This window comes from Streptococcus constellatus subsp. constellatus, assembly GCF_023167545.1.
In the GTDB taxonomy this organism is placed as follows: Bacteria; Bacillota; Bacilli; order Lactobacillales; family Streptococcaceae; genus Streptococcus; species Streptococcus constellatus.
In genome coordinates this window covers 15900-35280 of sequence record NZ_AP014647.1, presented here as the reverse complement: position 1 = coordinate 35280, position 19381 = coordinate 15900, and the positions used below count along the sequence as shown (strand labels likewise).

The 19381-nt window shown below is 42.8% G+C and carries 11 protein-coding genes, 18 tRNA genes and 3 rRNA genes; all 32 read right to left on the bottom strand.

The genetic code is table 11. The annotated features are described in order from the left end of the window. Window positions 1–6: 6 nt before the first annotated feature. Complete coding sequence (locus tag SCSC_RS00235; protein WP_006270095.1) at window positions 7–3732, bottom strand: phosphoribosylformylglycinamidine synthase; 3726 nt, start codon at window positions 3730–3732, stop codon at window positions 7–9. A gap of 9 nt (window positions 3733–3741) precedes the next feature. Next, entirely contained in the window at window positions 3742–4449 is a 708-nt protein-coding gene (purC, locus tag SCSC_RS00230; protein ID WP_006270101.1) for a phosphoribosylaminoimidazolesuccinocarboxamide synthase, read from the bottom strand. 158 nt (window positions 4450–4607) lie between these two features. Continuing rightward, window positions 4608–4853, bottom strand: a complete 246-nt coding sequence (locus SCSC_RS00225; RefSeq protein WP_006270090.1) for an acyl carrier protein — start codon at window positions 4851–4853, stop codon at window positions 4608–4610. Then, complete coding sequence (plsX, locus tag SCSC_RS00220; RefSeq protein ID WP_006270084.1) at window positions 4850–5848, bottom strand: phosphate acyltransferase PlsX; 999 nt, start codon at window positions 5846–5848, stop codon at window positions 4850–4852. The genes SCSC_RS00225 and plsX overlap by 4 nt, the downstream gene beginning before the upstream one ends. After that, window positions 5845–6618, bottom strand: coding sequence for a DNA repair protein RecO (gene recO / locus SCSC_RS00215; protein WP_006270086.1), 774 nt, complete (start codon window positions 6616–6618; stop codon window positions 5845–5847). Before recO ends, plsX begins: the two co-directional genes overlap by 4 nt. Continuing rightward, complete coding sequence (locus SCSC_RS00210; RefSeq protein WP_006270089.1) at window positions 6596–7783, bottom strand: pyridoxal phosphate-dependent aminotransferase; 1188 nt, start codon at window positions 7781–7783, stop codon at window positions 6596–6598. Before SCSC_RS00210 ends, recO begins: the two co-directional genes overlap by 23 nt. Before the next feature lie 224 nt (window positions 7784–8007). Further along, window positions 8008–8979, bottom strand: coding sequence for a ribose-phosphate diphosphokinase (locus SCSC_RS00205; protein ID WP_020997513.1), 972 nt, complete (start codon window positions 8977–8979; stop codon window positions 8008–8010). A 140-nt stretch (window positions 8980–9119) separates the two neighbouring features. Continuing rightward, window positions 9120–10331 (bottom strand): peptidoglycan hydrolase PcsB, encoded by a 1212-nt coding sequence (pcsB, locus tag SCSC_RS00200; RefSeq protein ID WP_006270099.1) that lies wholly within the window; start codon window positions 10329–10331, stop codon window positions 9120–9122. Window positions 10332–10440: 109 nt separating this feature from the next. After that, window positions 10441–10941 carry a rod shape-determining protein MreD gene (mreD, locus tag SCSC_RS00195; RefSeq protein ID WP_006270094.1) on the bottom strand — a complete coding sequence of 167 codons (501 nt, stop codon included), beginning with the start codon at window positions 10939–10941 and terminating at the stop codon, window positions 10441–10443. 1 nt (window position 10942) lies between these two features. Then, complete coding sequence (gene mreC, locus SCSC_RS00190; protein ID WP_006270087.1) at window positions 10943–11749, bottom strand: rod shape-determining protein MreC; 807 nt, start codon at window positions 11747–11749, stop codon at window positions 10943–10945. 94 nt (window positions 11750–11843) lie between these two features. Then, a tRNA-Ser gene (locus SCSC_RS00185) sits at window positions 11844–11931 on the bottom strand. Between the two features lie 10 nt (window positions 11932–11941). Beyond that, window positions 11942–12015, bottom strand: a tRNA-Ile gene (locus tag SCSC_RS00180). A gap of 35 nt (window positions 12016–12050) precedes the next feature. Beyond that, window positions 12051–12121 (bottom strand) — tRNA-Gly (locus SCSC_RS00175). 17 nt (window positions 12122–12138) lie between these two features. Next, window positions 12139–12211, bottom strand: a tRNA-Phe gene (locus tag SCSC_RS00170). 6 nt (window positions 12212–12217) lie between these two features. Further along, window positions 12218–12291: transfer RNA gene (locus SCSC_RS00165), tRNA-Met, on the bottom strand. A gap of 12 nt (window positions 12292–12303) precedes the next feature. Beyond that, window positions 12304–12393 (bottom strand) — tRNA-Ser (locus SCSC_RS00160). Window positions 12394–12407: 14 nt separating this feature from the next. Continuing rightward, a tRNA-Ile gene (locus SCSC_RS00155) sits at window positions 12408–12481 on the bottom strand. A 14-nt stretch (window positions 12482–12495) separates the two neighbouring features. Beyond that, window positions 12496–12569: transfer RNA gene (locus SCSC_RS00150), tRNA-Met, on the bottom strand. Between the two features lie 6 nt (window positions 12570–12575). Further along, window positions 12576–12649, bottom strand: a tRNA-Pro gene (locus SCSC_RS00145). Window positions 12650–12688: 39 nt separating this feature from the next. Then, window positions 12689–12762 (bottom strand) — tRNA-Arg (locus SCSC_RS00140). Window positions 12763–12771: 9 nt separating this feature from the next. Next, window positions 12772–12857: transfer RNA gene (locus SCSC_RS00135), tRNA-Leu, on the bottom strand. A 7-nt stretch (window positions 12858–12864) separates the two neighbouring features. Beyond that, window positions 12865–12936, bottom strand: a tRNA-Gly gene (locus tag SCSC_RS00130). A 15-nt stretch (window positions 12937–12951) separates the two neighbouring features. Continuing rightward, a tRNA-Thr gene (locus SCSC_RS00125) sits at window positions 12952–13024 on the bottom strand. 10 nt (window positions 13025–13034) lie between these two features. Continuing rightward, window positions 13035–13116: transfer RNA gene (locus SCSC_RS00120), tRNA-Leu, on the bottom strand. 9 nt (window positions 13117–13125) lie between these two features. Next, a tRNA-Lys gene (locus tag SCSC_RS00115) sits at window positions 13126–13198 on the bottom strand. 27 nt (window positions 13199–13225) lie between these two features. Next, window positions 13226–13298, bottom strand: a tRNA-Asp gene (locus tag SCSC_RS00110). A 17-nt stretch (window positions 13299–13315) separates the two neighbouring features. Then, window positions 13316–13388 (bottom strand) — tRNA-Val (locus SCSC_RS00105). Window positions 13389–13493: 105 nt separating this feature from the next. Beyond that, window positions 13494–13609, bottom strand: a 5S ribosomal RNA gene (gene rrf / locus SCSC_RS00100). A 251-nt stretch (window positions 13610–13860) separates the two neighbouring features. Continuing rightward, window positions 13861–16763 (bottom strand): 23S ribosomal RNA (locus SCSC_RS00095). Window positions 16764–16953: 190 nt separating this feature from the next. Continuing rightward, window positions 16954–17026: transfer RNA gene (locus SCSC_RS00090), tRNA-Ala, on the bottom strand. Window positions 17027–17082: 56 nt separating this feature from the next. After that, window positions 17083–18638, bottom strand: a 16S ribosomal RNA gene (locus tag SCSC_RS00085). Together the 16S, 23S and 5S rRNA genes with 18 tRNA genes alongside form the textbook arrangement of a ribosomal RNA operon. Window positions 18639–18838: 200 nt before the next feature. Further along, window positions 18839–19321, bottom strand: coding sequence for a sigma-70 RNA polymerase sigma factor region 4 domain-containing protein (locus SCSC_RS00080; RefSeq protein ID WP_037598771.1), 483 nt, complete (start codon window positions 19319–19321; stop codon window positions 18839–18841). Between the last annotated feature and the right edge of the window lie 60 nt (window positions 19322–19381).

Sequence of the window (19381 nt, the reverse complement as noted above, 5' to 3'; positions counted from 1 at the left end):
AATAGGCTATTTCCCAGTAAAGTATTTCACTGCACTTTCAAATAGGCCTTGGTCTTTGTTACCTGGGATGTTTTGGAAGAGGCCATTTTCATAGCGTTCCGAGTGTCCCATCTTACCAATGATTTGACCGTTCTTACTCGCAATCCCTTCAATAGCGTTGAGCGAACCGTTTGGATTGTATTTAGAATCCATAGAAGGCTTACCATCAAAGTCCACGTATTGGCTCCAGATTTGACCATTGTCACGCAGTTCCGCAAATTCCTCAGCTGTCACGACAAATTTCCCTTCACCGTGAGAGACTGGAATCGCATGAATATCACCAACCTTAACACCTGCCAACCATGGAGAGTTGGTATTAGCGATACGGGTTTCCACCATCTTAGCCACATGCTGGTTGGCATCATTGTAGAAGAGGGTTGGGCTTGTCTCACCAACTTCTTCAAAGTCACCATAAGGCAGAAGACCGGATTTGACAAGAGCTTGGAACCCATTACAGATACCGATGATGAGGCCACCCTTTTCAATGAAGCTGTCAATAGCAGAGCGAACTTTTTCATTAAGTAAGATATTGACGATAAACTTAGCCGAACCATCTGGCTCATCTGCTGCTGAGAAACCACCGACAAAGAAGATAATATTGGCTTTAGCAATGTTGTCAACCATGGTGTCAACAGAAGCCTCAATTGCTGCTTCATTAAGAGTCACGAATGGCACCAAGTTGACTTTGGCACCAGCTTGTTCAAAGGCCTTAGCTGAATCGTACTCTGAATTGGAACCAGGGAAAACTGGGATATAAACCAGAGGCTGTGCAATTCTTTCTTTAGCTTTTATAACAGCATCAGATACCACAACAGGTACTTCTTCAAGAACTGTTGACTGTTCAAACTCAGTTGGATAAACATCTTCTAACTTACCTTCAAAGGCTGCAAGTAATTTCGCAGCGGACAAGTTGACACCGTTGACAGTTACTGCAAAGTCTGCCACAGTTTGACCAATTTTCATTGCGTCAGCAATGACTTCATCAGATGTAAAAACAAAACCACCAAGCTGAGCTGTCAAGCTGCTGTCAAGCTCAGCTATTTCTACAGTTGCACCAATACGGTTACCAAAGCTCATAAGTGCTAAACTTTCAAGAACACCACCGTATTTAACAGCTGAAGCTGCTGTTACTTTATGCTTAGCCTGAATAGCTTCAAATTGTGCAAAGTTAGCCTTGATATAATCAAAATCAATATCTTCTGAAATAGCCTGTCCTGGGATGTAGTAAATATTCTCCCCAGCAGTCTTAAACTCAGGAGAAAGCACCTGGCGACTATCTACTGTTGTCACACCAAAGGCAACCAAGGTTGGCGGTACTGTCAATTCTTCAAAGGTCCCTGACATGGAGTCCTTACCACCGATTGATGGTAGCCCAAGCTGGATTTGTGCCTCGATCGAACCAAGCAGAGCAGCTACTGGCTGACCAAAGCGATCCGCTTGTTTATCCATGCGTTCAAAGTATTCTTGGTAAGAGAAACGCGCACGAGACCAATCAGCACCTGTTGCTACCAAGCGAGCTGTTGCTTCAATAACAGCGTAAGCTGCACCATGATAAGGTGACCACTCCGCAATATAAGGATTGAATCCCTGTGCCATGACAGAAGCCGTTGTTGTTATACCATTTTGTACTGGCAATTTTTGCACAGAGCTTTCAGTAGGTGTGATTTGATAACGACCGCCGATTGGATGATTAACTGTTGAACGTCCAACCGAGCTGTCAAAGATGGTTTGCAACCCTTTTTGACTAGCGTGGTTAAGGTCAGACAAGACTTTCGCTGTGTCTGCTTCAAGTGTTGCTGCTGATGTTGTACGCACCTCAGGAAGGGCAACATCCTTATCCACAACATTTGCATCAACAACCACACGCACACCGTTGGTATCAAGGAAAGCACGTTCCAAGTCAACGATGGTTTCACCCTTCCAAGTCATGACAAGGTTTGGTTTTTCAGTAACAGTCGCGACAACAACTGCATCAATGTTCTCTTTATGACATGCTGCAATAAAGGCGTCCACATCACTTGGACGAACAACAACAGACATGCGTTCTTGTGACTCAGAAATGGCAATTTCGGTACCGTTAAGACCTTGGTATTTTAGTGGCACTTTGTCCAAGTCAATTTCAAGACCATCTGCCAATTCACCAATAGCCACACAGACGCCGCCAGCACCAAAGTCATTTGATTTCTTGATGAGACGAGTGACATTGCCATTGCGGAAAAGACGTTGAATCTTACGTTCTTCAATAGCATTCCCTTTTTGCACTTCGGCACCTGCTGTCTCAACCGATTCAATCGTTTGAACCTTAGATGAGCCTGTAGCACCACCGACACCGTCACGTCCTGTTTTTCCACCAAGAAGGATGACCACATCACCAGTTTCTGGTTTTTCACGCACGACATTTTCTTTTGGTGCCGCACCGACAACAGCACCTAGCTCCATACGCTTAGCAACAAAGCCTGGATGGAAGTACTCTTTGACATAGGTAGTCGCAAGTCCTATTTGGTTCCCGTATGACGAATAGCCGTTCGCCGCCGTTTTAGAGATGACTTGTTGCGGCAATTTACCAGAACGTGTTTCTGCTATTGGTGCGGTAATATCACCTGCACCTGATATACGCATAGCTTGGTAAACATAAGAACGACCTGACAACGGGTCACGAATAGCACCACCAATACAAGTTGCAGCTCCGCCAAAAGGCTCAATTTCCGTTGGGTGATTGTGGGTTTCATTTTTGAACATAAGCAGCCAAGGTTCTTTGATACCATCTACATCTACCTCAATTTCAATCGAGCAGGCATTGATTTCGTCCGACACTTCCATGTCGTCCAAACGCCCATTAGCACGCTCATAACGACCAAAGATCGTCGCCATATCCATAAGCGTCTGTGGCTTTTCAGAACGTCCCAATTCGTCACGCATGGCAATATATTTATCGTAAGTTGCCTGCAATTGTTTCTGGAACTTAGAAGCTGAAAAGTTAATATTTTTCAATTCTGTCTCAAAAGTCGTGTGACGGCAATGGTCAGACCAGTAGGTATCCAAAACTTTCAATTCTGTTTCTGTTGGCACACGCCCAATTGATTTAAAATAATCTTGAATAAAAACAAGATCATCCACTTCCATAGCCAAACCTTGTTCCGTCTTGTAAGCCGCAAAATCTTCAGCTGTATAAGTCTTGAAGAAATCCAAATTTGGAATTGTTTCGTCAGAAGTTGAAAATTCCTGCGGACGAATAGACAAGATAATATCTTTGAAACGCGAATCAACTGGATTCAAAAGATAATGCTTCACCGCTTCCAACTCAGTTGCATCAATATCCTTATTAACCAAATAAAGCTGGGCAGTATTAACCGTTACGTTGCTGTCACTGCCAAGTAAGAGCAAAGCCTCTTGTGAACTTGCTGCCCGCTGGTCAAACTGACCCGGCAAAGCTTCAATAGCAAAAAAAGCATGGCTGTTAAGATCCGCCTGCACAGTTGCTTCATCTAAAATTGTATCTGTCACCTGCTCAGAAAAGACATGTTTCTGCGCACGCGCAAACAGGCTTTCTTCTAAATTAAAGATATCATAAACCTGCACAATACGTAAAATTTTTAAGGAGGTTAACTGCAAATTATGTGTTAGTTCTTTGACCAGTGACTCCGATTTAATGCTAAAGTTAGCTTTTTTCTCAACAAAAATACGTCTATCCATGTTCAATCCTTACTTAAGTTCTTGCAATTTTTCCCATACCACTTCGTAAACATCTGTTAATTCTCCTAACCCTCTTCGGAAGACATCTTTATCCATGTGATGCCCTTGCGCATCCCAAAGACGACAGTTATCTGGTGAAAACTCATCTGCTAGGATAATTTTACCATCTTTATCAAAACCGAATTCCAATTTAAAATCAATTAATTTAAGTCCGATTTGATGGAACCAATCTGACAAGAGTTTGTTTATCCGACGTGTTTCAGCTTTAATATAGGCAATATCTTCATCGTTAGCAAGCTTTAAAAATTTCACATGTTCATCATTAATGAAGGGATCATCCAACTTATCATTTTTATAATAAAATTCGACAATTGGCTCTTCCAGTTCGATTCCTTCTTCCAACCCAAAACGTTTAGAAAAAGAACCTGCTGTCACATTACGCAGAACAACTTCAAGCGGAATAATGCTGACCTTTTTATTCAGTTGTTCTGTTTCTGATATTTTTTCAATGAAATGCGTTGCAACCCCAGCTGCATTTAATTTTCTAAAAATGAGAGATGAGATTTGATTATTAAGAACACCCTTCCCTTTAATCGTCTCTTTACGAGCGCCATTAAGCATTGTCGCTTGGTCTTTGTAACGTGCAACAATGATATTTTCATCATCTGTCAAAAATAAATCTTTAGCTTTTCCCGAATATAATAAATCACTCGTCATTTTAATATTCGCCTTTCGTCTTTTTCTGACTTAAGTCTATCATATTGGAAATAGTTTTTCAAGAAAATAACGTACAATAATGATAAACAACAAAAAAACAACTGGTTTTTCAGTTGTTTTCTTACAATTGATTTCTTATAGAGATAAAATGTTCGCTTTTATCCTTTGTTCAAGTTTTTCTGTACGCAAGCGACGACATCGCTCACATTATTCAAACTATCTATATCTTCGTCTGAAATTTCAATGTTAAATTCATCTTCTACAGTTAGAATAAATTCCATCAAATCCACCGAATCCGCTTTTAAATCATCTTTTAAACTCAATTCTTTAGTGACAACAAAATGTTCACCCTGACTTTCCTGAATAATTTCTATAATTTTTTGATAAATTTCTTGTTCTGTCATTTTACTTCTCCTGAAAATTCTTGTACCGCTTTTCCAACAACATCTGTTTCTAACATTGTACGAATTTGGCGAATCGTGCTGTAAACTGCTTTCGCATCACTCGCCCCATGTGTTTTAACAACAGGTGCCTGCACTCCAAACAAAACAGCACCGCCTACCTCAGAATAATTTAAACTACTCTTCAAAGACTTTAGACTGTCTTTCAGCAACACTGCACCTAGTTTTGCTTTCCAGCCACTATCTAAAATAGATTTTTTAAGCTGGCTCATAATTCCCATGGCGGTTCCCTCCATAGCTTTCAATACTGCATTACCTGTAAACCCATCTGCTACAACAACATCCGCTACATGATCCATTAAATCACGCGCTTCCACATTTCCAATAAAATTCAATGAGGCATCCGACACTAACAAATCATACACTTCCTTACGAAGCGAATCTCCCTTACTGCTTTCAGTTCCGTTATTTAACAGCCCAACACGCGGTTGCTTGACTCCTCGTACATTTTCAGCATAAAATGACCCTAAAATAGCATACTGATGCAAATGATGAGCCGTATTTTCTGCATTAGCTCCCAAGTCCAACATATCAAATCCTTTTCCATCTGTCGTTGGTAATGTGGACATCAAACCCGGACGGTCAATATTCTTGATACGACCGACGATGAAGAATCCAGCAGCCAAAAGCGCTCCAGTATTCCCCGCAGAAAGAATGGCATCAGCTTCTCCAGTCTTTACCGCTTTGGCCGCTAACACCATACTGGCATTTTTCTTCTTACGAATAGCTTTAGTCGGCTCATCATCTGAATTGATTTTTTCATCTGTATGAACAATACGAACCCGCTCAGTTGCCTTTAAATACTGCTTGATTTTTGCTTCATCTCCATAAAGGATGACTTCAACATCCGAAAAATCGTTCAGGGCTTGATTAACCCCCTCTACAATAGATTGTGGGGCATAATCACCACCCATGGCATCAATTGCTATTTTTTTCATTTCGACTCCTTGTTCTTTAAGATTTCTCCCCAGTCTCCCAGAGAATCAATAAATTTTTTGGACTTTAGATGAATCCCAACATATTCTTCATAAATTTGATCAATCACTTTTCGCAATTGTTTTTTCAATTCAGATTTCAAAGAAATTGTCTCCAGTTCACTAAATTGAACAGCCTGAAATTGGTCTAATAAGTAAGGAATATTGGGCTCCAAATGACTCCGTCGCTCGTCCTTGTCGTAATGCTCCGGACATAAAACGCCACTATAAGTAAAAGAAAAATCAAACGGCAGTCCTACTCGATGGCAAAAGCAACACTCATGAAAATTCAAAGAAACACCAAAACGCGATAAAATTTGAATTTCAAAAATATTTGTCAAGACTTCATAGTCTAAACCTTGCTCCATCAATTCTAATGTTTTTTGCAAAAAAACAAAGAGAGCAGAATCTATTTCATTATCCTGAATACTGGCATCCGCCAGAGCTACCACATAAGTCGCATAAGCCATTGTAAAAAGATCATGATTGATATGCTGAAAAGTTCTAATTTCTTGATAATCATCAATATAACTTAAACCGTCATCATTTATTTTCATCAAAAAATCTGCCACTACTAGTGGTTGGATAACCGGATTCAACTTAGAATTTCTAGCATGTTTCACGAAAAACATTCGCTTACCCGCTTGCTCTGTGAAAATTTTGACCAACTTATCATTTTCTCGGAAATTACGATTATAGAGAACCAAACCTTTACTTGTGATAGATTTCAGCATATCCCTCCATATATTCCTTAAGTCGCTTCATTGCTTCCTTTATCGTATCCATGCTGGTCGCATAAGAAATACGTACATATCCTTCTCCATACCGCCCAAAAGCAGCACCAGGAATGAAAGCAACTGCTTTTTTATGTGCAAAATCCTTCAAAAAAGCAAAAGAATCTTGATTATAGTCAGCTGGAATTTTAGCAAAAATGTAAAATGCACCGTCTGGCTTGATAATCGTAAAGCCCAATTCTGTCATTTTTTCTATAATGTAATCGCGACGCTCAATATATTCCCTTTTCATCGGCTCTGCATCATCTTTACCTACTGTCAATGCTTCCACTCCTGCAAATTGAGCCATCGTATTTGCAGCTGTTACCAAGTACTGATGACTCTTAATCAACTGAGCAGTAAATGCTGCTGGAGCAAAGGTAAAACCCAAACGCCATCCTGTCATCGCATGCGATTTAGACAAACCATTGATAACAATCGTTTGCTCTGGTAAAAATTCTGCAATAGATACATGTGGCTGCTCGGTATAAGTCAGCTCAGAATACACTTCGTCGCAAACAACAAAGACATCATACTTTTTCAAGACATCGGCTAAATCAGCTATTTGTTCACGAGAATAGGTAATGCCCGTAGGATTAGCTGGGTAATTTAAAATAACAGCTTTTAATTTATCTCCTTGCTCCAAAATCGCTTTTTCCAACATATCAGGTGTTAAAACAAAATCATTTTCTGTCGTATCAATCTCAACAACTTCTGCCCCAATAAGATTAACAATCGGCTCATATCCTGGATAAGCAGGTGCGGGTAAAAGCACCTTATCTCCTTCTTCTAAAATAGCCGTCAACGTAGCAGATAAAGCTTCAGTTGCCCCAATTGTCACTAAAATTTCTGTTTCAGCATCATAAGAAAGATTGTATTTTTCTTTTACAAATTGACTGGCTGCCTGACGCAATTCTAACAACCCACTCATGCCTGTATAATGACTCTTGTTTGCATCAATTGCCGCTTTTGCAGCTTCTTTTACATGATCTGGAGTTGTAAAATCAGGCTCTCCTAATGTCAAACGAAGAACTCCAGGAATGCTCGAAATAGATTGATCAAATTGCCGAATCAAAGAAACTTCAATTTTATCTAAATTTTTGTTAAAACGTTTCGTCAAATCCATATCTTACCTCCAAAATCTGATAGAACTATTATACTATAAAATCAAAAACTTGTTAAATCAATACTTTAGCGAGAGTATCGCCGCTATTTCTGCAACCTATCTGGACAAAGTCTTTTTTATTATTCAAAAAAAAATAGCATAATATTGAGGAAAATTCATCACTTATCGTCTAATTGAAACAAAAGAATCACTCCAGCTATCAGAGTGATTCCTATCTAGATTTCTTATGAAAGAGCCGTTAAAGTTTCAAATAGTGGCGAAAGAGGACGTTTTTCATGAATACGTACGATAGCCTCTGCCAAAAGATGTGCAATCGAAATTTGTTCAATTTTATCAATTAAACGTTCTTCTGGTAAATAAATTGTATCTAATACGATCAATTTTTTAATTGCTGATTTTTGAATATTATCCATAGCAGGACCTGAAAGTACTGGGTGAGTACAGCTTGCATAAACCTCTACCGCACCTGCCTCAGCAAGCGCATCAGCAGCATGACAAATTGTTCCTGCTGTATCAATCATGTCGTCAATTAAAATACACGTTTTTCCTTCTACTTTACCGATGATATTCATCACTTCACTCGTATTCATCTTATCTACACTACGACGCTTATCAATAATAGCAATCGGTGTTTTCAAAAATTCAGCTAATTTGCGAGCGCGCGTCACCCCACCGTGATCAGGGCTGACAACCACATAGTCAGTACCTGTCATTCCACGACGTTCAAAATAATCCGCAATGAGAGGAGCACCCATGAGATGGTCTACTGGAATATCAAAAAATCCTTGAATTTGAGCCGCATGCAAATCAATTGTCAACAAACGATCCACACCTGCCACTTGCAACATATTTGCAACTAATTTTGAAGTGATCGGTTCACGAGCACGTGCCTTTCGATCTTGACGAGCATAACCATAATAAGGCATGACAACATTGATAGACTCGGCGCTTGCACGTTTCAATGCATCCACCATAATCAAAATTTCCATCAAATTATCATTGACAGGAGAACTCGTTGATTGCAAAATAAAAACATGTTTCCCGCGGATAGATTCTTCAATATTAACCTGAATTTCCCCATCGGAAAATTGACGCACAGTTGACTTTCCAAGCTCTATGCCAATCTCTTGAGCAACACGTTTAGCCAATTCTTGGTTGGACGAAAGAGCAAAGAGCTTTAAATCAGAAAACGACATAATTTCCTCCAGTATGTATTCGTTTCTTTGTAAACCAGTTACAAATATTCTCCAATTAACATTGTAACCCTTTTTAGTTAATTTTTCAATCAAAAATAAAAAACGCATCATGCGCTTTTTATCTCTTTATTCTTTATTCATTAATTTGGATAGATGTAAGTAAATGAGCCTTGTCCTGCAGCAGCTGGATTGAACCAACCACGGTAATTTCCAATAGCTTGATTACCTGCATAGTTTGCTTCAGATACTTGAATACGTGTAGGTGATTCTACAGCTGTCACCACGGCAACATGACCATAACCACCATCATTCCACGAAATGATTGCACCAACTTGAGGTGTTGAACCTGTACGGAAACCAGCCGCAGCTGCACTTGCTGCCCATTGAGCACCATTACCCCAATAATCCCCAGCCCACGGAGCTAATGTTTTCGCTCCCCAAGTACATTGACCAACTGGATAAGTTGAAGCTGAAGAACTATAAGTAGGACGACTAACAGTTGATGTAGAACGAGTCGTCACATTTGTTTGAGTTGGAGTAGCTGCTGAAGCGCTATTATTCACCGCTTGCACCTGTGCCTCAAAGTTTGTATTTGCTGAAGAAACGACTGCTTGTGCTTGTGCTGCTTGCTGTGCTTTATAAGCTGCTTCTTGTGCTGCTGCTTCTTCCGCAGCCTTTTGTGCTGCTGCTTTTTGAGCTAACAATGAATTCTTTTCACCTTCAGCAGTTGCTTTTTCTGCAGCAAGATTTAACTGAGCTGCTTTTAATTCAGCTTGTTTAGTAGATAATGTTTTTGCATCATTTTCAAGCGTTTGTTGATTTGCAATAACGGTATTTATCGCTTCATTATTAGCCATTTGTTTTTCAGAAATTGCTTTTTTATCTTGCTTTTGTTGCTCTAACATTTTATTGTTTGCTGAAACAATTTCATTCATCGCAGAAACACGTGAAATGGCTTCTGTGATAGATTTTGAATTTACAATTGTATTGATATAACTTGTAGCCGTACCACTCGTTTGGGCACTACGTGCTTGATTAGCCAATGATTCGTTGCGCGCTACAATATTTTTAGACAAAGCTTCAATTTCAGCTGATAATTTCTTTGACTCAGCTTGGAGTTTATCATTTTCAGCTTTCAATTTTTCTTGTTGAGCTTGGATGGATGAGACTTGACTTTTAATTTGATCTACCTGAGCTTGAGCTGATTTTTGTTGATCAGTCAAACTATTAATTTTGCTATCTTGTGCGGCGATTTTATCATCAGTGGAATCTGCATGTACATTTACAAGAGATGCTCCTTGTGCAAGAACCATTGTACTTAATAAGATTGACGTAAGTAATTTTTTCTTCATAAACAATTATACTCCTATTCGATAAGACATTTATAAGTATAACAAAAAAAGGCATTGAGTATGTTACGCCTTTATTACATTTCTATTTCCAATTTATCATAAATTTTTATCATAAATATATCTTTTCCAAAATTGGTCGAATCAATAAAAAGAATAGTAAATTGAACACCATCGTCGGAGCCATTGTATAAACGACAAAATCTGTAAAAGACATTCGAGTCAACTGAGTAACATTTGCCAAAGCAAATGTAGCTATTTCAAAGAAAAATACCAAAATAGCAACTGACAAAAAGCGACTAACTCGATTAGTCATCAAAACAGAATTGTATTTACTAACAACAATCCCACTTAAAGGCAATAATAATGTCGAAAGACCAATAATATGAAAATAATAAGCGTCATACAATAGACCGATTAACAATAAAATAACAAAATTGATATTTTCCGAGAAATCTATAGAAACGTACAAAATTAAAATAAGTAAAAGATGACTGAGTAAGTGAATATCATTCGAAAAAAGATTAGTCAAAAGATTTGAAAGATGACCATCTATTAACATCACAACAAATAAAACCAAAAAAGGTAAAACGTAGTTTTTAAAAAATTTCATATCAATTTCCTACCAATGTTACCACACGAATATCTGACAAATCTGCACTCGGTTTTACAAATACCTCTTTTGTTAAATGATCAGATTTTTCAGTAACAGAAAGAACTGTTCCGACTGGAATATTGGGAATGTTATACGTTCCTAAACCGCTTGTCACAACTTTCTCACCTTTTTTAATTGTATCCGAACTGTTTAACTGACTGATAATGAAAGCAGATTTTTCTTTACTGTAGCCAACAATCACTCCATAAATAGTGCTTGTCTCCGTTTGAATTCTTACTGAAATATTGTCAACATTTTTATTGTTTGTTAAAAGATTTACTCGACTAGAATGAGAAGCAACATCTTTCACACTACCAATCAAGCCACCATTTGCCACCGCTAACATTGTATTTTGAATCCCATTTTGACGACCAGCATTGACAGTTAATTCAGATAACCAAGAAACAGGCATACGCGTGATAACATCAGATGAAACCGTCTTTTTTGACTCATAGATATTTTTCATTTCTAATAGTTGTCTTAATTGAGCATTTTCATCTTTTAATGAATCTAAATCAGCCGATTGTTCTTCTACTTTAAATAAAGTCTTTTTTAATTGCTTATTTTCCTTGTATGTTCGCGATAAATCAGTCAAATCTGATTTAACATCCGCTAAAAAACTAAATGGTTTTGAAACAATATTATCCAAAATAGAAACAACATTAGAAGCTTCATTCACCACACCTAAAGAACGAGTAGTAACCAAAAGTACAGAAGTTATTATTATCAAAACAGCAGTCATAATAAGAAATTTGGATTTTTTCATATGATTCACTCTACTCCAAAATAGATACAATATCTATCACACAAGATTCACAGATAACAGAAAAGGAGATAGCTATCGCTACACTCCTTAAATACGGAGAATGGGGGATTCGAACCCCCGCGCCAGTTACCCGACCTAACGATTTAGCAAACCGTCCTCTTCAGCCTCTTGAGTAATTCTCCAAAAATATTATGGGCACGAGTGGACTCGAACCACCGACCTCACGCTTATCAGGCGTGCGCTCTAACCACCTGAGCTACGCGCCCAAGTTCAAAAACTTGGTGTGAACATCTCCGTTCAAAGCGGGTGACGAGAATCGAACTCGCGACAACAGCTTGGAAGGCTGTAGTTTTACCACTAAACTACACCCGCTTAATCAATTAAACAAATGGCGCGAGACGGAATCGAACCGCCGACACATGGAGCTTCAATCCATTGCTCTACCAACTGAGCTACCGAGCCTACCTATTGCGGGAGCAGGATTTGAACCTACGACCTTCGGGTTATGAGCCCGACGAGCTACCTAGCTGCTCCATCCCGCGCTATTCCTACTAAGGAGGATGTGGGATTCGAACCCACGCACGCTTTTACACGCCTGACGGTTTTCAAGACCGTTCCCTTCAGCCAGACTTGGGTAATCCTCCACAATATAACAAAATGGACCTTGTAGGACTTGAACCTACGACCACTCGGTTATGAGCCGAGAGCTCTAACCAGCTGAGCTAAAGGTCCAACAAGATCAATTATAGCGGCGAAGGGGATCGAACCCCCGACCTCCCGGGTATGAACCGGACGCTCTAGCCAGCTGAGCTACACCGCCATAGCATCGGGAAGACAGGATTCGAACCTGCGACACCTTGGTCCCAAACCAAGTACTCTACCAAGCTGAGCTACTTCCCGTATAGGTAGAAAAACCGAAGCCCTCAGACTTCTTCCACATGCACCCTAGAGGAGTCGAACCTCTAACCGCCTGATTCGTAGTCAGGTACTCTATCCAGTTGAGCTAAGGGTGCTCTTTCCTATGCCGAGGACCGGAATCGAACCGGTACGATTGCTTCCAATCGCAGGATTTTAAGTCCTGTGCGTCTGCCAGTTCCGCCACCCCGGCTCCCTCAAGCGAACGACGGGGTTCGAACCCGCGACCCCCACCTTGGCAAGGTGATGTTCTACCACTGAACTACGTTCGCATCCTTTTCTTCTTATGCCGGCTACATGACTTGAACACGCGACCCTCTGATTACAAATCAGATGCTCTACCAACTGAGCTAAGCCGGCTTATCTTCTATGCGGGTGAAGGGACTTGAACCCCCACGCCGTTAAGCGCCAGATCCTAAATCTGGTGCGTCTGCCAATTCCGCCACACCCGCCTGTGACTATGACCCGTACTGGGCTCGAACCAGTGACCCTTTGATTAAAAGTCAAATGCTCTACCAACTGAGCTAACGAGTCTCTCTAATGTATCTCTATACACCAAAACGGTCCCGACGGGAATCGAACCCGCGATCTTCGCCGTGACAGGGCGACGTGATAACCGCTACACTACGGGACCTATTCTTTCTAGAATTATGGGAGTTAACGGGATCGAACCGCTGACCCTCTGCTTGTAAGGCAGATGCTCTCCCAGCTGAGCTAAACTCCCTTGGAATGGAGTTTAGCTCAGCCAACGGTGAGAAACTTCGTTTCTCTTATCCACCGATTGAAATGTCGATTCCCTCTCCATTTCAACTAAGCTAAACTCCCCTTTGCTAAGCGACTACCTTATCTCACAGGGGGCAACCCCCAACTACTTCCGGCGTTCTAGGGCTTAACTGCTGTGTTCGGCATGGGTACAGGTGTATCTCCTAGGCTATCGTCACTTAACTATATGAATGGACTCGGTCAAAAGCTTCGCTTCCTCTATCTCCCAAGCCAAAACATCCACTGGATATTTCGTCCACTCAAAATTGAATAACGCTCTCAAATCGTTTCAAGCATAAACTAAACATTCTGTGTTCTCAATAAAATTGTACTCGGGTTAAATCCTTGGAAAAAAGATAAATGGTCTGGTGTTCATCGAACACTACTCCCATTCCCTATTTCTCAAGTGGATTTTACACCCTTAGTAACTAATCTAGGATAAGTCCTCGAGCTATTAGTATTAGTCCGCTCCATTGCTCACACAACTTCCACTCCTAACCTATCTACCTGATCTTCTCTCAGGGCTCTTACTGATATAAAATCATGGGAAATCTCATCTTGAGGTGGGTTTCACACTTAGATGCTTTCAGCGTTTATCCCTTCCCTACATAGCTACCCAGCGATGCTCTTGGCAGAACAACTGGTACACCAGCGGTAAGTCCACTCTGGTCCTCTCGTACTAGGAGCAGATCCTCTCAAATTTCCTTCGCCCGCGACGGATAGGGACCGAACTGTCTCACGACGTTCTGAACCCAGCTCGCGTGCCGCTTTAATGGGCGAACAGCCCAACCCTTGGGACCGACTACAGCCCCAGGATGCGACGAGCCGACATCGAGGTGCCAAACCTCCCCGTCGATGTGAACTCTTGGGGGAGATAAGCCTGTTATCCCCAGGGTAGCTTTTATCCGTTGAGCGATGGCCCTTCCATACGGTACCACCGGATCACTAAGCCCGACTTTCGTCCCTGCTCGAGTTGTAGCTCTCGCAGTCAAGCTCCCTTCTACCTTTACACTCTACGATTGATTTCCAACCAATCTGAGGGAACCTTTGGGCGCCTCCGTTACTCTTTAGGAGGCGACCGCCCCAGTCAAACTGCCCGTCAGACACTGTCTCCGTAGATGATCAACCTACCGGGTTAGAGTGGCCATAACACAAGGGTAGTATCCCAACATCGCCTCCATCGAAACTGGCGTCCCGATCTCATTGGCTCCTACCTATCCTGTACATGTGGTACAGACACTCAATATCAAACTGCAGTAAAGCTCCATGGGGTCTTTCCGTCCTGTCGCGGGTAACCTGCATCTTCACAGGTACTAAAATTTCACCGAGTCTCTCGTTGAGACAGTGCCCAAATCATTACGCCTTTCGTGCGGGTCGGAACTTACCCGACAAGGAATTTCGCTACCTTAGGACCGTTATAGTTACGGCCGCCGTTTACTGGGGCTTCAATTCATACCTTCGCGTTACCGCTAAGCACTCCTCTTAACCTTCCAGCACCGGGCAGGCGTCACCCCCTATACATCATCTTACGATTTAGCAGAGAGCTGTGTTTTTGATAAACAGTTGCTTGGGCCTATTCACTGCGGCTCAGTTAAACTGAGCACCCCTTCTCCCGAAGTTACGGGGTCATTTTGCCGAGTTCCTTAACGAGAGTTCTCTCGCTCACCTGAGGCTACTCGCCTCGACTACCTGTGTCGGTTTGCGGTACGGGTAGAATATAGATTAATGCTAGAAGCTTTTCTTGGCAGGGTGACATCACTCACTTCGCTACTAAACTTCGCTCCCCATCACAGCTCAACGTTACAGATATAAGCATTTGACTCATACCACGCCTCACTGCTTAGACGTGCTCTTCCATTCGCACGCTTGAGTTAGCCTTCTGCGTCCCTCCTTCACTCTATACTCTAGTACAGGAATCTCTACCTGTTGGCCATCGGATACACCTTTCGGTCTCTCCTTAGGTCCCGACTAACCCAGGGCGGACGAGCCTTCCCCTGGAAACCTTAGTCTTACGGTGGATGGGATTCTCACCCATCTTGCGCTACTCATACCGGCATTCTCACTTCTATGCGTTCCAGTGCTCCTCACGGTACACCTTCGCCACACATAGAACGCTCTCCTACCATACCTATAAAGGTATCCACAGCTTCGGTAAATTGTTTTAGCCCCGGTACATTTTCGGCGCAGGGTCACTCGACTAGTGAGCTATTACGCACTCTTTGAATGAATAGCTGCTTCTAAGCTAACATCCTAGTTGTCTGTGCAACCCCACATCCTTTTCCACTTAACAATTATTTGGGGACCTTAGCTGGTGGTCTGGGCTGTTTCCCTTTCGACTACGGATCTTAGCACTCGCAGTCTGACTGCCGACCATAATTCTTTGGCATTCGGAGTTTATCTGAGATTGGTAATCCGGGATGGACCCCTCACCCAAACAGTGCTCTACCTCCAAGAATCTTCATGTCGACGCTAGCCCTAAAGCTATTTCGGAGAGAACCAGCTATCTCCAAGTTCGTTTGGAATTTCTCCGCTACCCACAAGTCATCCAAGCACTTTTCAACGTGCCCTGGTTCGGTCCTCCAGTGCGTTTTACCGCACCTTCAACCTGCTCATGGGTAGGTCACATGGTTTCGGGTCTACATCATGATACTAAGTCGCCCTTTTCAGACTCGGTTTCCCTACGGCTCCGTCTCTTCAACTTAACCTCGCATCATAACGTAACTCGCCGGTTCATTCTACAAAAGGCACGCTCTCACCCATTAACGGGCTCGAACTTGTTGTAGGCACACGGTTTCAGGTTCTCTTTCACTCCCCTCCCGGGGTGCTTTTCACCTTTCCCTCACGGTACTGGTTCACTATCGGTCACTAGGGAGTATTTAGGGTTGGGAGATGGTCCTCCCAGATTCCGACGAGATTCCACGTGTCTCGCCGTACTCAGGATCCTGCTAGGTATAAAGACTATTTTAAATACGAGGCTCTTACTCTCTCTGGCAACCTTTCCCAAGGTCTTCTTCTATAATCTTTACGTCCACTTCGCAGTCCTACAACCCCGAAGAGTAAACTCTTCGGTTTGCCCTCCTGCCCTTTCGCTCGCCGCTACTTAGGCAATCGCTTTTGCTTTCTCTTCCTGCAGCTACTTAGATGTTTCAGTTCACTGCGTCTTCCTCCTCATATCCTTAACAGATATGGGTAACAGGTAGTACCTGTTGGGTTCCCCCATTCGGACATCCCTGGATCTACGCTTACTTACAGCTCCCCAAGGCATTTCGTCGTTTGTCACGTCCTTCTTCGGCTCCTAGTGCCAAGGCATCCACCGTGCGCCCTTACTAACTTAACCTTATTTTGACCTTTCAGTCATAAACTCATTAATATTCACAGCGTTTCGGTTTATTTTCTTGTTACTATTTGATATCGTTATTCAATTTTCAATGGGCTAATTAGGTTCGTGTTCAACTTCTTTACCCGTTGAACACCTATCCTATCTTATCTAGTTGAACAAGAATCTCATTTCTTTGCATCCTAGATAATGGAGCCTAGCGGGATCGAACCGCTGACCTCCTGCGTGCAAAGCAGGCGCTCTCCCAGCTGAGCTAAGGCCCCACAAGACCTCTCAAAACTAAACAAAACGAACTCAATGGCTTCCGATTTTTCCTTAGAAAGGAGGTGATCCAGCCGCACCTTCCGATACGGCTACCTTGTTACGACTTCACCCCAATCATCTATCCCACCTTAGGCGGCTGGCTCCTTACGGTTACCTCACCGACTTCGGGTGTTACAAACTCTCGTGGTGTGACGGGCGGTGTGTACAAGGCCCGGGAACGTATTCACCGCGGCGTGCTGATCCGCGATTACTAGCGATTCCGACTTCATGTAGGCGAGTTGCAGCCTACAATCCGAACTGAGACTGGCTTTCAGAGATTAGCTTGCCGTCACCGGCTTGCGACTCGTTGTACCAGCCATTGTAGCACGTGTGTAGCCCAGGTCATAAGGGGCATGATGATTTGACGTCATCCCCACCTTCCTCCGGTTTATTACCGGCAGTCTCGCTAGAGTGCCCAACTGAATGATGGCAACTAACAATAAGGGTTGCGCTCGTTGCGGGACTTAACCCAACATCTCACGACACGAGCTGACGACAACCATGCACCACCTGTCACCTCTGCCCCGAAGGGAAACTCTATCTCTAGAGTGGTCAGAGGGATGTCAAGACCTGGTAAGGTTCTTCGCGTTGCTTCGAATTAAACCACATGCTCCACCGCTTGTGCGGGCCCCCGTCAATTCCTTTGAGTTTCAACCTTGCGGTCGTACTCCCCAGGCGGAGTGCTTAATGCGTTAGCTGCGGCACTAAGTCCCGGAAAGGACCTAACACCTAGCACTCATCGTTTACGGCGTGGACTACCAGGGTATCTAATCCTGTTCGCTCCCCACGCTTTCGAGCCTCAGCGTCAGTTACAGACCAGAGAGCCGCTTTCGCCACCGGTGTTCCTCCATATATCTACGCATTTCACCGCTACACATGGAATTCCACTCTCCCCTTCTGCACTCAAGTTAAACAGTTTCCAAAGCCTACAATGGTTGAGCCACTGCCTTTCACTTCAGACTTATCTAACCGCCTGCGCTCGCTTTACGCCCAATAAATCCGGACAACGCTCGGGACCTACGTATTACCGCGGCTGCTGGCACGTAGTTAGCCGTCCCTTTCTGGTTAAGTACCGTCACTGTGTGAACTTTCCACTCTCACACACGTTCTTCCTTAACAACAGAGCTTTACGATCCGAAAACCTTCTTCACTCACGCGGCGTTGCTCGGTCAGGGTTCCCCCCATTGCCGAAGATTCCCTACTGCTGCCTCCCGTAGGAGTCTGGGCCGTGTCTCAGTCCCAGTGTGGCCGATCACCCTCTCAGGTCGGCTATGTATCGTTGCCTTGGTGAGCCGTTACCTCACCAACTAGCTAATACAACGCAGGTCCATCTGGTAGTGATGCTCTTGCACCTTTTAAACATCTACCATGCAGTAAATGTTCTTATGCGGTATTAGCTATCGTTTCCAATAGTTATCCCCCGCTACCAGGCAGGTTACCTACGCGTTACTCACCCGTTCGCAACTCACAGAATACGGTGTAGTAAACTACGGTGCATCCTGTGCGTTCTACTTGCATGTATTAGGCACGCCGCCAGCGTTCGTCCTGAGCCAGGATCAAACTCTCATATAAAGTTTGAGCTCTCACTCATTTCTGTCACTGACAGATTTATTTTTCTTTTGTTTGACGGACTGTCTCTCAACAGTCGCCTGCACATTGGTTCGTCTTGTTCAGTTTTCAAAGGTCTTTATCGCCCTCAAGCGACAACTATCTTAGTATATCACCTCCTCCTCTTCTTGTCAATACTTTTTTTCATCTTTTTTTATTTTCCTCTAGCTTTTTCTTTCATCGTAATCTTGTAAGTAGGCCCGTAACTCCCGAAGCATCGCTTGGCGTCCTTGAAACCGTTCATCTGCTAGTAAGCGCTCATACTGTTCTTGTTTCTCTGGACTTAGCTGCTTTTGATAGCTCTTTAGTTGGGCTCGGAGAATCACCAATTCATCCAAATAGAGTTCTTTCAGGCTGAGCTTGTGACCTATCTCGCTCACTTCCTCATAAGCTTGACGGTCTAGTTTGCGCTTTTGGCTTTCTTGTTTGCGCAGGATGTCCTTGATGTGATTACGGAACTTGGTCTTATAGTAAACATAGAGACGACTTTCTGACTCTACCAGTTGCGGATAGCGACTCACCAACTCATATAAGACCAGCATCCCTTCTTGGTCCCAATCACTTAACTCCCACAGGTGGACATAATATTCCCGGCGACACTTCAGTACGATCCCTCTCACTTTGTCATACAACTCCTTGAAGTCCATTTCATAACCCTCCTTTTTTCTTTAGTATAACAAGGAGAGGAACATTTGGCTTCCTTCTTT